The 13,541-nt window shown below is 58.8% G+C and carries 12 protein-coding genes; 10 read left to right on the top strand and 2 right to left on the bottom strand.

From position 1 onward, the window contains the following. The first annotated feature begins 16 nt into the window (after nucleotides 1-16). From IVB45_RS37640 to IVB45_RS37615, 6 genes are all read left to right on the top strand, one after another. On the top strand, nucleotides 17-874 hold the full coding sequence (locus IVB45_RS37640) for an ABC transporter permease (RefSeq protein ID WP_247357289.1): 858 nt from the start codon (nucleotides 17-19) through the stop codon (nucleotides 872-874). Further along, nucleotides 871-2,376, top strand: a complete 1,506-nt coding sequence (locus tag IVB45_RS37635; RefSeq protein WP_247357278.1) for an alkaline phosphatase family protein — start codon at nucleotides 871-873, stop codon at nucleotides 2,374-2,376. Before IVB45_RS37640 ends, IVB45_RS37635 begins: the two co-directional genes overlap by 4 nt. 999 nt (nucleotides 2,377-3,375) lie before the next feature. Continuing rightward, nucleotides 3,376-4,446, top strand: coding sequence for an MBL fold metallo-hydrolase (locus IVB45_RS37630; RefSeq protein ID WP_247357277.1), 1,071 nt, complete (start codon nucleotides 3,376-3,378; stop codon nucleotides 4,444-4,446). Nucleotides 4,447-4,577: 131 nt separating this feature from the next. Beyond that, on the top strand, nucleotides 4,578-5,234 hold the full coding sequence (locus IVB45_RS37625; RefSeq protein WP_247338562.1) for a hypothetical protein: 657 nt from the start codon (nucleotides 4,578-4,580) through the stop codon (nucleotides 5,232-5,234). Between the two features lie 478 nt (nucleotides 5,235-5,712). Continuing rightward, nucleotides 5,713-6,645: a hypothetical protein gene (locus tag IVB45_RS37620; RefSeq protein ID WP_247294322.1), complete on the top strand. Its 933-nt coding sequence runs from the start codon at nucleotides 5,713-5,715 to the stop codon at nucleotides 6,643-6,645. Nucleotides 6,646-6,764: 119 nt separating this feature from the next. Beyond that, complete coding sequence (locus IVB45_RS37615; protein ID WP_247357275.1) at nucleotides 6,765-8,066, top strand: DUF2235 domain-containing protein; 1,302 nt, start codon at nucleotides 6,765-6,767, stop codon at nucleotides 8,064-8,066. 313 nt (nucleotides 8,067-8,379) lie between these two features. Here the strand turns inward: IVB45_RS37615 and IVB45_RS37610 are convergent, their stop codons facing one another. Then, nucleotides 8,380-9,048 carry a hypothetical protein gene (locus IVB45_RS37610; RefSeq protein WP_247357274.1) on the bottom strand — a complete coding sequence of 223 codons (669 nt, stop codon included), beginning with the start codon at nucleotides 9,046-9,048 and terminating at the stop codon, nucleotides 8,380-8,382. A gap of 130 nt (nucleotides 9,049-9,178) precedes the next feature. On the opposite strand from IVB45_RS37610, the gene IVB45_RS37605 reads away from it, so the two are divergent. From IVB45_RS37605 to IVB45_RS37590, 4 genes are all read left to right on the top strand, one after another. After that, on the top strand, nucleotides 9,179-9,325 hold the full coding sequence (locus IVB45_RS37605; RefSeq protein ID WP_247294346.1) for a hypothetical protein: 147 nt from the start codon (nucleotides 9,179-9,181) through the stop codon (nucleotides 9,323-9,325). 546 nt (nucleotides 9,326-9,871) lie between these two features. Further along, nucleotides 9,872-10,465 (top strand): DUF6088 family protein, encoded by a 594-nt coding sequence (locus IVB45_RS37600; protein WP_247357273.1) that lies wholly within the window; start codon nucleotides 9,872-9,874, stop codon nucleotides 10,463-10,465. Continuing rightward, complete coding sequence (locus IVB45_RS37595; protein ID WP_247294350.1) at nucleotides 10,458-11,471, top strand: nucleotidyl transferase AbiEii/AbiGii toxin family protein; 1,014 nt, start codon at nucleotides 10,458-10,460, stop codon at nucleotides 11,469-11,471. Before IVB45_RS37600 ends, IVB45_RS37595 begins: the two co-directional genes overlap by 8 nt. A gap of 185 nt (nucleotides 11,472-11,656) precedes the next feature. Further along, nucleotides 11,657-12,013, top strand: a complete 357-nt coding sequence (locus IVB45_RS37590; RefSeq protein ID WP_247357272.1) for a hypothetical protein — start codon at nucleotides 11,657-11,659, stop codon at nucleotides 12,011-12,013. A 7-nt stretch (nucleotides 12,014-12,020) separates the two neighbouring features. Here the strand turns inward: IVB45_RS37590 and IVB45_RS37585 are convergent, their stop codons facing one another. After that, nucleotides 12,021-13,367, bottom strand: coding sequence for an IS5 family transposase (locus IVB45_RS37585; protein WP_247357271.1), 1,347 nt, complete (start codon nucleotides 13,365-13,367; stop codon nucleotides 12,021-12,023). Between the last annotated feature and the right edge of the window lie 174 nt (nucleotides 13,368-13,541).

Below are 13,541 nucleotides of genomic sequence, written 5' to 3'. Positions count from 1 at the left end.
AATGTCTGCCGGACAGATGCCGTTTGCTCACGTTAAGAAGAAGAGAGTACTTCGTTGGCGCAATGTTGCTGTGCAAGGCGCCATCGCTTGGCTCGCGCTCATGCTCGTCATCGCGATCCTGGCAGATCGTCTCGCTCCCTATGATTATGCCGCACTTGATCTTCGGCATCGTCTCGCCGCGCCTATTGGCTTCGGGGGGCACGTATCGCATCTGTTCGGCACCGACGAGCTTGGCAGGGATCTGCTGGCGCGCTTACTTATATCGATCCGGATGAGCCTTTTCATTGCTTTTGGAGCCACGTTGATAGGCGCATGCCTGGGTACCACGCTCGGCTTTCTCGCCGCCCATTTCCGCGGCTGGGTCGAACAGGTCATCCTCGCATGTGTCGATTTCCAGGCCAGCATGCCGTTTCTCGTTCTAGCGCTCGCGGTACTTGCATTCGTGGGTAACTCTCTGCTGCTCTTCGTGGCCCTCCTTGGCCTTCATGGCTGGGAGCGCTACGCGCGCGTCACGCGCGCGCTCGCGATGAGCGCGAACACGCAAGGCTATGTGGTCGCCGTACGCCAGCTGGGCGCAGGACCTTGCCGCCTTTACCTGCGCCACATCCTACCGAACATCGCCTCAACCTTGATCGTCACCATGACTCTTGCCTTTCCGGATATTATTCTGCTCGAGAGTGGTCTGAGCTTCCTTGGTCTGGGCGTGCAGCCCCCGCTCACCTCCCTCGGCAATATGGTCGGCTATGGTCGTGACTATCTGACCCGCGCGCCCTGGATACTCGTCCCCTCTTCGCTGATCATCTCGCTCACCACACTGTCCATCTCGCTGGTGGGGGACTGGCTGCGCGACCGCATGGACAAGACATTATCGTGAAGGCCCCTGTAACTTCCCCTGCTACCCGCCGCGTCATCCTTGTCAGTTTCGATGGGCTCCGTCCCGATCTTATAAATGCTACAGCGACTCCTCATCTTCACAGGCTTCAGCGCCAGGGCGTGACCCTCGGCCGGAATGTCACCGTCTATCCGAGCGAAACGCGGGCGGCGATGCCTAGTCTTGTTACCGGCGCATCACCCGGGCGCCATGGCATGGTCGGGAACCAATACCTCGACCGCGCAGCGGTGCCGTCCCGCTATGTCGACACGGCCGATGACCAGCTGGTCGAAACCCTGGATACGTTGAGCGGCGGGCGTCTCATGGGCGTGCCATCGCTCGGCGAGGTTCTTGCCGCCCACGGCAAGACGCTCGCGGTGCTCGCGTCGAATTCTGCCGGGACGACCCGCTTGTTCAACCACAAGGCGCGCACGCTCGGCCATCCCACAATCTCGGGGCACTTCGCGCGGCTCGCGACTTCCCGATCTCTTCTCGAGGCGCTGAATGCTCGAATCGGTCCTCCCCCGGCGCCCCCGCCTGCAGGAACGCCCGACCTCGCAGCCCAGAGCTATCTGACGGCGGCTTTGCTCGACATCGTCTGGCCACAGCTTCGGCCTGACGTCACCATTCTCTCCTTTGGCGAACCGGACAGCTCGTCTCATTACTGCGGCACGGCGGAGGTACGGACCTTGGAAGCGCTCGCCTGGGCCGATCAGCAATTCGGTCGCGTTCTGGACTGGTGGGAGGCTGAAGGCCGGCGGCAGGACGTCCACATCATTGCCGTCTCAGATCATGGACACGTGAGCGTCCATGCGCAGGCTGACGTTCACCAAGTGCTCAGAGATGCCGGATTTCGTTGCGGCTCGGCGCCTGGGCAAGACGTAGATGCGATTCTCGTTCCCGGGCAGGTGGGGGCCATTTATCTGGCAGACCCCTCGGAGCTGAAGATCCGGCGAGCCGTCGCAGCAATGACCAAGGCGCCGTGGTGCGGACCGATCTTCACCGCTGGACGAAATGACATCGAGGGCATCGCGCCGGGCAGTTTTGCGCGACAGCTTGTGATGGCAGATCATGCCCGTTCCAGCGACATCCTGTTCTCCTATCGTGCCGATAGTGAAGTCGATCCATTCGGCCTCATCGGCCGAACCTGGAGCAACGACGCGCCGATCGGACTGGGAGTACACGGCGGCTTGCATCCTAAAGAGATGGCGGCGGTCGGCATTCTCGCCGGACCTGCCCTCCGCTCGGGCAGCCTTTCAGAAGTTCCGTCGGGGATCTGCGACATCGCGCCGACCATTCTGCATCTTCTGGGAATTGTCGCCCCTAGCCAAATGGATGGGCGCGTCCTCAACGAGACGTTTGCGACATTCCCCCAGGCTGCACCCGCTTCAGTCGTAGAGACCGTCTACGAGGCAGGCTCCTCCACTTACCACCAGGTCTTGCGCCGCATACAGGTCGGAGCCGTAGGCTATATCGAAGGCGGCTTTGCAGAAAGCGCCGCGTGAGCCTGGTGGCTTTCCGCCTCGTACATTTTGCAGAATTTAGCCGTTCTATGCCATCGGCTCCTTCTCACCCGTCTGCCCATCCGGGCTTACGGCCAGCGAAGACCAATTCACTAAGCCCGATGATCCAATCTCGCTCGGGGGCGCGGCGCTCATTCCTGAGCAGGCGCCGACCAGCGTTGATATAGACGACAACTTTGTGGATGGGTTTGATAGTTGTGGCGCTCCCGGCCCGCGAGTCCTGGCCGAGGCTCGATTGATGATTCTGTGCGTCTAAAGCGCGAAAAGAATATCTGCACCGGGGCGACATCGGTAGTGATGCCTCATTCTCAGTCGCTATCCATACGCCCGCTGGCTCAGCCTTCTCGGTAGGTCGAAGATGAGAGGCGCGGGTCTCAACGACCGGTCCGGATCGTCTTGAGAATTGGTGTGGGTGAGTCCTGGCAGCTCCGTCAGGAAGCCATGGACCCCGCTTCTGATCCGTTCTGGGGATTCCTGGAAATCCCGATGGGCAGACGTTGTGCTCCGCGTGTTGCGAGAACGAGTGTCAGGAGGTACTGCAACTGAATTATATCCGGAATCGACTGCCCGCTACTTGCGGTGGCGAGCTTCTTTGCGGGGCGGGTGACGGCGATTCGCGCAAAGAAAGCGCGTTTTCGGACAAGTTGCGACGAGAAACGGCGTCTCAAGATAGATAAGAGCCCCCGGAGAACCTCCGCGGTATGCAGAATGCTCTGCGCGCGGCTTCAGCGGGCCGTCTGAGGCGCCGCGGGAGCGGCGCCGTATGGGGTCGAATTCCTCGTTCGATATTGGCGTTTTCAGGTTGGGAGGCCAAACGGGGAGCTGACTGATGCGAGATTTCCGTATCCCAATGCAACGCCACTCATCTGAGATTCAGGACTGACGTGTTTCTCGGCACCACTAGAAGGAGTCCATTTCGGTATCTCTGTGACCAGAATCATTGCCTGGAAACCCTCAGGCCAAGCTCTTGGAGACGGAAACGTGGCTGACTATTTTGAGGTCGATTTTTTAGATGTCGAAGCAAAGAGCAGCGGTGACGCCATTTGCGTTCGCTATGAGTTGAATAATCAGACCTTCATTCATGTCGTCGATGGAGGCTATCAATCAACCGGCGAGAAGGTCGTCAACTTTCTTAACAAATACTACGGGAAGCCGAGGCGGATCGATCATGTCGTGGCGACTCACAACGATGGCGATCATGCGGGAGGCCTGCAGCGCGTCCTGGAGGATTTTGAGGTCGGCGCGCTTTGGATGTTGCGACCCTGGCGTTATGCTGCAGAGCTTCTTCCTAGGTTCAAACGCTTCACGACCTCTCAAGGGCTGGAGACAGCCTTGAGGGAGGCTTATTCCAATCTAGTTGCTCTTGAAGAGATCGCCCTCCGAAAGAACATCCCGATATATGAACCATTTCAGGGTAGCACGATTGGTGCTTTCCGCGTGATGGCTCCGATCCGTTCGCGCTTTCTGGATCTGGTTGTCTCCTCCGACAAAACCCCCGAGGAGAAAGGGTTGCTCGAGATCGCGCGCGATGCGGTTATTCGTGTGGCGAAGGAGGCCGCCGCGCTCGTCAAGGCAGCTTGGGGTGACGAATATTTTCCCGCGGGCGAGACGAGCAACGAAAACGAGATGAGCGTGGTTCAGTATGCCTATCTCAATGGTTGCAAAATCTTGCTTACCGGCGATACTGGACGCACTGGGCTCAAAGAAGTCATCGACTATGCACCTTTGATCGGATTGACGTTGCCCGGCATTGATCGATTCCAGGTTCCTCACCACGGCGGGCGCCACAACGTTTCGACCGAACTGCTGGATCAACTCTTGGGTGAAAGGAAGGCGGCCCAGGGCGGTAAGACAACCTTCACCGCGGTAATTAGCTCGGCTAAAGCCGATGAGAATCATCCGCGCAAATCCGTTGTTCGAGCTATGCACCATCGTGGGGCGCATGTCATCTCAACCGAAGGGTCAGACAAGCGAACTGCCAAAGACGCTCCGGAACGCGATGACTACAGCCTCGCCGAATGCTTGCCATATCCCGACAGACAGGAAGACTGAGACTTGCGTTCGCATCTCAGGATGTCCCGGCGATCCATCTTTTTGTCGAATGGCGTTCGTGTTGGCCGAAGGATAGCGAGCCGGTTCTCTCGCTCTTTGCCGCGGTGCGAGCCCCCAGATAGGCAAGAACAATGACTAAGAAGGGCTCGAAAGAGAGATCTCTCAAGGATCAGAACACTACTTCCTTAATCACCATCCTGGTCGTCAACATCGCTATTTTCGCGGTTGCGCTTAAGACTGATCAGCTTGTTGCAGCCGATTATCAGGAGATGCTGAAGCATTGGCAGGCGCTTATACCTGCTGGATTGGGGGCCGTGCTCATCGGAGTGATCAACGGTTTGCTTGATATCCAAACCAAGGCCAGATTGGTGTTTTGGCGTTGGCACGATCCCCTGCCTGGATGTCGGGCGTTTTCTTACTATCTTCATCGCGATGCGAGAATCGATATCGGGACACTCAAGACTAACGTGGGGCCGTTTCCCACCACGTCGAGCGAGCAAAATGCTCTTTGGTATAAGCTCTACAAGTCGGTAGAGGACGATCCGCGCGTGCTGCAGGTCCATCGCATGTTCCTGCTGACGCGCGACTATGCTGGCATTGCGTTCATGCTGCTGATGGTCTTTGGCGGAATCGGCGTAGTGACCATGCAGACATATAAGACTGCGCTCGTATTTGCGGCCGCGCTCCTCGCGCAATTTGTCCTCAGCGCAATAGCGGCAAGGAATTATGGTGTGCGTTTTGTAAATACCGTACTCGCTTTAAAGGCGGCAAGCCGCCGGCCAATCTAGCGGCGAGCTGCGAAAGCTTCGGGATCAGAACGCCGCATTCGTTGGCACGGGCAGTAACCACGCGACGATGCGCGTTGGCTGTTGCTCATCAGTGGATGCCCATCTTGCGAAATATTCAACCGCAATGTAAGGTCGTTTAATTTATATTATCAACTGTTTGTTGGCAGCCGGTTTTCGGGCTGATGGTGGGGGGACTTCATGCGCGCGTTTTGCTTGTCCATAATCTTCGTGACCTTCGTTTCAGGCGAGGCGTTTGCCTGGCGTTGCGGTGAGCCAGGAGCGCCGAAATGCCCAGGGGGCCTATGCGTTCACGACCTGACATTGGCGAGCGACTACTGCGCTCGAGGTCTCATCATCGCCGACAGCCCATCGGGACCGACTATAGAGGTCGCTTCACCCAAGGCCAGTGCACTGCTGCGCCGTTTGCGGGCCAAACCGATCGTAGGCAACGAATAAAGTTCCGATTGTGGGGGCGACCATGTTGGAGCGATCGTTTATTCTTGTCGCGCTGGGCTGTACGCTGACAGGCTGCGGACTCTCCTATTCGCGGCTACCAGAAGTGTGGGATCAGGCGGGAGACCCCAACGCTACGCGGGATATGGAACGCCAGGTCAAGAACGCCATCTACTGCGAACTGAAGTTCGGCCGGGACGAAATCCGCAGACTTCCGGTACCCGTACGGTTAGTTAACGGGAAGCAGGTCTCCACCGCGGAGGACGCCTACATGCCGGGCTCCTGGGGCGTCCTCATTCAACTTACGCTGCAGGCAGACGAGAAGAGTTCGGTGACACCAGGCGCGTCGTACAAGATGCCGCTCGCCAATTCGCAGACTTTCACCTTCGGTTTGGGTGGACAGCTTTCGTCCGAAAATCTGCACTCGCATAAGTATAATTTCTACTACTCCGCAAATGATCTGGCTGAGCCGATGATAGGCAGCAGCTGCGCTCCAGGCTTCCCTCTCGGGCCTCGGTCGACCAGCTCGCCGTTCGTGGATGCCTCAAACCTCGGTATCCGGGAGTGGCTCGTTGACGCGGTCCAGGTGATCGATTTCCATCGGTCGTCACGCGCGACCGCGAATGGTGAGGGGCCGCCGCTTGGGGTTGCCGGCACACAGTCGGATTCGTCGCAATACGACAACAAGTTCATCATCACGACGGATGCGAGTATGGCCGCGACATGGAGTCTTGTTCGGCTGTCGACGCCGTCCAGTCCCTTGCTCGATGCTAGCCGCACCAGGACGCACGAGCTCCTTATGACGCTGGCGCCCGGAGCCTCGTCTTTCCAAGCGGTCACCGATAAGCGAGGGAAGGTGGTCGGGAGGATCGTGAACGGCCCATCGCAAGCGGCCGTCGATGCGCACAACGCGGCTCTGATCGGCAGCGCGGTCGCGAACGCGCTGAGACCTCAGTGAGCGCGAAGGATCTGTGCCACCCACCTGGGCTCGTACCTACAGGGTTCAATCAGATCCCCTGACCCGCGATCGAGTCGCGGAGAAGGTCATAGAATTGATCAGCAAGCGTGGAGCTGCTTATGAAGATTTGGCGAATTTTTGAACGGCTCGCGCACTGGGTGGCCCTTCTCTTGGGTATTGTCGCAATCGTCGCGATCGGTGTGATTATCGGCCACCCTGCGGAGAAAAGCGGCAACCAGCCGAACTTCGCCGGTGCTGAGCAGCAACAGAAGCGTCTGGCGGTCTTTCTCGATGGGACGTGGAATAGTGTCGATAGCAACACGAATGTCTGGCGGATGCGGGCCCTGTGCGCCTCGAAAGGGAGAGACGGAAAGCCGCAGCTCGTCTACTACTCGGTCGGAGTGAACGGTTTTCTCGGTGGGGTGTTCGGACAAGGGCTCGATGAGAACATCCGGCACGCCTACGAGTGGCTCATAGAAAATTACAACGACGGCGACGAGATCTACATTTTCGGCTTCAGCCGCGGCGCATACACCGCAAGAGCCTTGGCTGGATTGATCGCCATCGACGGCATCCTCAAGGCTGGGTCGCCCATAGGCGTCAGCGAGCTCTTCGAGCGCTATAGGAAAGGTGACGAGGAAAGTATTTGGACTTTGAAGGATAAGGAAGCGGCTGGCGACGTCGCCAAGCTGACCGAGCAGGAGAGATGGCTACTCAAGTATGCCCAACCCACGAAAATCAAGGTGATTGGCGTCTGGGACACCGTCGGGTCTGTCGGCTTGGCGGCAGGGAATATCCCCGGCATCAGCCGTTCGTCTTTCGATTATCTTCAGACCGGACTGCGTCTTCCCATCCTGAACGGATATCACGCGCTGGCTATCGATGAGCATCGGAACGACTTTGTTCCCACCCTCTGGGATGTCCACCATCCAAAAGATCCGAAGGCCATCATCGCGCAGCCGCGACCGCTCTCCGGCGTCGAGCAACGCTGGTTTGTGGGCGCCCACGCCAACGTAGGTGGCGGCTACGAGACCGACCTTCTCGCCCAGGCACCACTGCGCTGGATGATGAAAAAGGCAGAATCGCAGGGACTTTCGTTTCGATCAGAGGTCGACTTGGAGGGAAATTCGGTGGTGGCGCCGATCACCGATTCCTACAAGCTCTTCGGCTACGGGATGTACGCCAGGTTCACGCGACCGCTCTACCGGTCGATTGGCCAAGAGCCGGATGTCCGCGACGACGGGAGGCACATCAACATAAACGAGACGATCGACGGCAGCGTGTTTGGGCGCTGGCGCGCCGATCCCGGGTATCGTCCGACCAATCTTGTCGAATGGGCACAACGCAAGAAAGTAGACCCGGCGCAGCTGCAGACGTCCGTGCGGGCCGACGATCCTCATTCAGCCGTGCCCGACCAATAGTCGCACTGGATTTTGATGAGTCCCGACGGTCAAGCGGAGAGAAGCGAACATGCTAGCCCTCGAACCTAACTGTGCCACCGCGTCTTGTCGCATGTACCGACGTTGCTGATAGACCTATTGTTGCCTGAACTATTGTGCTCCCTGACCAGGGGAGCGATGAGGCCGGTCGTACAATCAATAGGAATTGGCGAGCGCGCCGATATCGCGCGCGGTCTTCGGCTGTGGCCCTGGTTGCTCGGCGAAAGGGGCCCATCGGGGCCGTGCTGGACGAAAAGGGGTGCCCTGGATAGCGCCTGTCCTGAACAAGGCGCGGTCAATCGAGGCTCACGTCTACTACCCGCTGGCTATTCAGATCGTATTTGCAGGTAACCACGATGTGCACGATTGTGCCGGATGCGTTCTGGAACTCCGCGTCGGGCTCGACCAACGTCGCCTGTCCGGTCCTCACGAAGTCGTTGCCGCTGTTGAAGTTGCTGAACGAAAAGAAGGGGAACGACGGGGCGCCGTACTTCGCGAGCTTCTTTGCCGCATACTGGCACGACAACGAACTGCGGCTGCTGTCCTTGAAATTGTTCATAAGGTCAGCGTTATCGGAGCACTGGCGCCAGTCGGAGTTGCAGGAGCCGTTCCGCGAGTCGGCGGCCGGCACCGGCTCCGGCTTCTTCGGATGTCCCCCTTCCTCGGCTATCTGCTTGGTCAGGACTGCCTCGCAATCCGGGATCGCGCCGGGCGCCTGGCAAACCTCTTCAGCCAGTTCGGCGGGCGACTTCGACGTAGGGGCGATGGCGTGCTCTTGACGCGCCAAGGCCTGTTCCTTTGCGCCATCGATGGCGGTCACCGGCAGGAACGTAACCACCGAGACTGTCAGCACGATTGCCGCCATTCGGCGGTCGCGGATGTACAGGAAGCGGAGTGGAAAGGCAACGGAGACCAGCCCGATCATGATGCCGAAGAAGGACAGGAAGCTTGCTACTGTCATCATGGGAAAGGTGCCGAACTGAAGGGAAGGCGGCAAGCTTAGGTTAAAGCGATGAAAGCCATCTTCCGGAATTTGCTAAATGTCTCTCTACCGTAGCCCCGCGCGGGCGCTTGGCAGAGTGTGCCGATGGAACTTGGCCCGATGGCTGCTGACCATGACGACGCGGCGTCCCTACGAGGTGTACACCATGGCCGCCTTCCACGCATTCATCGCGGCGAGGCTCGGCAAGCCGGGGCCAACGGCCGCGGAGCAAGCCGATCTTGCCGGGCCCGACAGCTAACGCCCCGGTGCGACTTGGCTGCCCACCTGCAGTGCCGGTGCAAGCTCGGACCTTAAAGGCGGACCCCGGAGGTTTCGCGGCGGAGCGCCGCCATCTGCGCTGAGATCGCGATCAACCGGCCGGACCCGACAGTGTGTGGTGCCGGGACAGGCCTGCTACCACTGTGCGCTTGATGGATGGCCAGGAGGGATGGTGCCAGGCCGTCTTTAGCTGCGAGCCCCAATCTCTCGCGGGGGCGCTCGCGAAAGGGCGACGTCGAATATCTCGCCACCGCCCCGTCGATCAGTTTGCTTGTTTTCTCGCGAGCTGGAGGTGTTCGTCTACTCGGAGGGAATTAGGAGTGGGAATGGTCGGCTTACCTCGTCGGCTTGTGCAGCTCGTGAGGACTGGGATTGGGCCTGAAAACCTGATTGTGGAACTCTTGAAATGGCCGGATCGGCCCTATGTTTTGACAAGTAATTGTTTTTCCAAGGGAAACCTTTTCTCACGGCGACACTTGTAGGGTGTCAGAAGTTCTCCTATGTTTCTGACAGTGGAGTGAGTGCCATGACCACCCTGAGCACCCGGATTTTGGAAGTCACAAAAGAACTGCCCGAAGGCGCGCCCATCGCTGCCAAGGCACTTTTGCAACTTGGAAAGCGTGCTGCCGTCGATCAGGCCCTTTCGCGTCTTGCCGAGCGAGGAAAGCTCTTGCGCGCGAGGCGAGGGGTATATCTACGTCCGGTCGAAAGCCGCTTCGGGACTAGAGCTCCGTCGGTCGAAAAAGTCATTGAGGAGACCAAGGCGCGCAGCGGTGAAATTATCGTTTCCAGCGGCGCTGCGGCGGCCAACCACCTCGGTTTGACGACGCAGGTACCTGTTCGGCAGGTCTTTCTGACCTCCGGTCCTTCCCGCCAGCTCCATCTTGGCAAGCAAGTTGTGGAATTCAAGCATGCACCGCGTTGGCAGCTTACCCTGGCCAACCGTCGAGCAGGTGAGGTCGTGCGCGCGCTTGCCTGGGTCGGTCCAGAGACTGCAAGACAAGCCTTGCAATCGGTCAGTCAAAAACTGACTCCGATTGAAGCGAACGAACTGAGGTCTGCCGCACCTTCATTGCCGACTTGGCTTGCCAAGCCGGTAAGCGAACTGCGCGTTGGATAAATTTCTAAATCTATCGAATGCCGATCGCCGAGAGGCGCTCGGCGTTGCTGCTTCAAACTCAGGACTACCTGCACATCTTCTCGAGAAGGATGTTTGGGTCGTTTGGTGCCTGAATGCGCTTTTTTCCTCGCCAATGGGCGACCATCTGGTCTTCAAGGGCGGAACGTCCCTTTCGAAGGCTTACGGCGCAATCCGCCGTTTCTCGGAAGACGTCGATCTCACCTACGACATCCGCGCGATAGCTCCGGACCTGGTGAGCGCAAGTGAGGACAATCCGGTCCCTCAGAGCCGCAGTCAAAGCAAAAAGTGGAGCGACAAGGCACGAGAACGCCTCCCAGTCTGGGTCAAGGAAAAGGCGTTGCCCGTAATCAATAAGCGCTTGCAACATGACAAGCTGAGCGCCAAGGCTGAAGCCAAGGACGACAAGATTTTCGTCACGTACGATCCCTTGGAGACTGGTAGCGGCTATGTGAGCCCCGCCGTGATGCTCGAATTCGGCGCACGATCGACAGGGGAGCCGAGCGAACTTCATGACGTCGTTTGCGACGCTGCCCAGTACCTTGAAACTCTCGAATTCCCGACCGCTAAGCCCAAGACCATGAAAGCGGAGCGAACCTTCTGGGAGAAGGCGACTGCGATCCATGTCTTTTGCGTTCAAGGGAAACTGAAAGGCGAACGCTTCGCTCGCCACTGGTATGACCTTGTGAGATTGGACGATGCAGGGATTGCGGAATCGGCAATGAAGGACCGAAAACTTGCTGTAACCGTTGCGGAGCACAAGTCGTGGTTCTTCTCAGAAAAGGATTCTGCCGGGGCGGTCATCGAATACAACTCGGCCGTCGGTGGCGCCTTAAAGCTCGTCCCAGAGGGACAATCGCGAGTCGTCTTGGAACGAGATTACAAGCACATGATCGCGGACGGACTCTTGCTCGACGAGCCCGAGACATTTGATGAACTGATGCGTCGGTGCGCGGACCTCGAGAAATGGGCGAACAAGGTTATTTGAACCAACGTGCGCATCGGTGGATGCAGCCCAGCCATACCGCCATGTTTTGCGTCGGAAGTAAGGTCACGCACGAACGTGCAGCTAGCTGTCGCGCAGGAAAGTGCGGTCACCCAGTCGCGCGACGGTAAACACCGGCCAGCATTACAAAATCTAAATCCCGATTTTGCCTCCAAGCAAGTACGAACATGATAGAAGTGAATGAGCTCCGCAAGTTCGACATTGCACTGAATGAACTGACTGGAGCCGACGCGACCTACACGATGTATTACGACGAGACGAACAATATTCGCCGCCTGCACACCCGTGCGGATGGACTCAATGTGAGGGAGCCAAAATACTTCGTGATCGCCGGCATCGCCTATCGCGGGCCGCCGCGCGAGTTGAATATCGATGACTTGCGACAGCGTTGTCGCATCCAAAAAACCACGAAGGATATTAAGCTTGAACACATAGCCAAGGGCGACTTCTTGCAGCTGTTGGCCGCTCAGAAGCTGGAGTCTTTCCTGCGATGGGTCATCGAGAAGGGCTTCGCTGTTCATTAGTCGTCCGTTAAGAAGCCGAATTGAGCGGGAGCGGACAGGCAAGCGTATGCGATAGCTGGATCAGGAAGAGGCACAAGAGTTCTCTGAGCCAGGCGAGGATACGGCGGAAGTTGTGGCCGACTGCTGAGAGCACGACGTTGGCGGCGTCGCCGGCGCGGCCTTTGAGATAGCAGCGGCCAAGGTGACCTTCGGCCTTCAGATGTCCGATGATGGGCTCGATGGCGGAGCGGCGCCGGAGCTCGCGCTTGATGGCGCCGAACACGCCGCGCTTCTGGCCCGAAATGAAGACGCGACGTGGATTTTGCGTGTCGTGGCCGCGATATCCCTTGTCGACATAGGCCCGCTCGATCGGACAGCCGGTGAGCGCCTCGGTGCGGTCGATGACGTCCCGCAGGGTATGACCGTCGTAGGGATTATCGGGCAGCGACCTGGCATGCAGTACGAACAGGCCACCGGGAGCTCGGCGATTGTTGGTGACGATGGAGGCCTTCACGCCGAACTCGTAAGGGGCTGAGGCCTTGCCTTTGCCGATGCACTCCACCTCCGGGGCATGAAATGAATAGAGCTTCCAGCCGCGCTGGCGCTGCTGCTGGGAGCGGATCTGGCTGGCTCGGCCAAGCGGAAGGGCGAATGCCTCCTCGAGGGCTGGCTGGCGCTCGATCTTGCGACGGATGTCGCGGATGATCCGGCCCAGCCGGCTGCGCAGGATACGCAACTGCCGCTGATGCCGGCTGAACTGTTTGGCATGGGCGTAGCGGCCCGCCATCATCGCAGCGGCCTTGGCCACGCGAGAATAGGATTGCCGCAGCCTGACGGCGTGCCTTCTCGCCAGGCGATTGAGGCCCTGGATGGCCGCATGAAGCAGCTTGGCGTCGGTCGGAAAGGTGATGGCCTTCGGCTGCACCGTGGTATCAACCGTGACGCGCTTGAGGTCCTGGCTGCGTAAGGCGCCGGCTTCGTGCGCCACCCGCAGGCTCTCGGCCAGCAGCAGCTCCAGCTTGTCGCCGAGCCGCTTGCGCCAATGGCTCAGGTCCGAGCGTTCGTGCGGGAAAGCGTGCTGGAAAAACTCTTCGCCGGTGAAGAACTGGAAATAAGGGTCGTGGACCCAGCGCTCGCACACCCCCTCATCGGACAGCCCGTAGATATGCTTGAGCAACAACAGCCCGATCATGAAGCGGGTCTCGATCCCGGGCCGGCCGTTCTCGCTGTAGAGCGGCGCGATCTCGCCGTCGATCCAGTCCCAATCGATCTTGCCGGCAAGCAGAACCAACTCGTGCTTCAGATTGATGATCTGGTCCAGCCGCGCCCGGAACAGATCGTTCGATCCCGTCGTCCTGTGCTTCTTCGGTCGCATCGGCCCCTCCGATGCACCACAGAATCATGGTCCGCAGCGAAAGGGAATCCACAAACGAAAATTGCAAGGTTTGGGGGCCTCAAGCCCCCAATCCCTGCAATCTCAAATGCCGCCGCAACCGGAAAACTGACTCCTGCTCAATCGCTTAGTGCCTTGTTCACGGACGACTCATTA

Origin of the sequence: Bradyrhizobium sp. 4, from assembly GCF_023100905.1 — a bacterium.
Taxonomy (GTDB): domain Bacteria; phylum Pseudomonadota; class Alphaproteobacteria; order Rhizobiales; family Xanthobacteraceae; genus Bradyrhizobium.
Note: the sequence above shows the minus strand (reverse complement) of the source record. Positions and strands in the feature narration are given on the sequence as shown.

Bases quoted from the DNA above. Each gene is read 5' to 3' on its own strand.
- IVB45_RS37615 (WP_247357275.1), top strand. From the start codon at position 6,765: ATGAAGATTTGGCGAATTTTTGAACGGCTCGCGCACTGGGTGGCCCTT.
- IVB45_RS37625 (WP_247338562.1), top strand. From the start codon at position 4,578: ATGACTAAGAAGGGCTCGAAAGAGAGATCTCTCAAGGATCAGAACACT.
- IVB45_RS37590 (WP_247357272.1), top strand. From the start codon at position 11,657: ATGATAGAAGTGAATGAGCTCCGCAAGTTCGACATTGCACTGAATGAA.
- IVB45_RS37585 (WP_247357271.1), bottom strand. From the start codon at position 13,367: ATGCGACCGAAGAAGCACAGGACGACGGGATCGAACGATCTGTTCCGG.
- IVB45_RS37640 (WP_247357289.1), top strand. From the start codon at position 17: ATGCCGTTTGCTCACGTTAAGAAGAAGAGAGTACTTCGTTGGCGCAAT.
- IVB45_RS37610 (WP_247357274.1), bottom strand. From the start codon at position 9,048: ATGATGACAGTAGCAAGCTTCCTGTCCTTCTTCGGCATCATGATCGGG.
- IVB45_RS37620 (WP_247294322.1), top strand. From the start codon at position 5,713: ATGTTGGAGCGATCGTTTATTCTTGTCGCGCTGGGCTGTACGCTGACA.
- IVB45_RS37600 (WP_247357273.1), top strand. From the start codon at position 9,872: ATGACCACCCTGAGCACCCGGATTTTGGAAGTCACAAAAGAACTGCCC.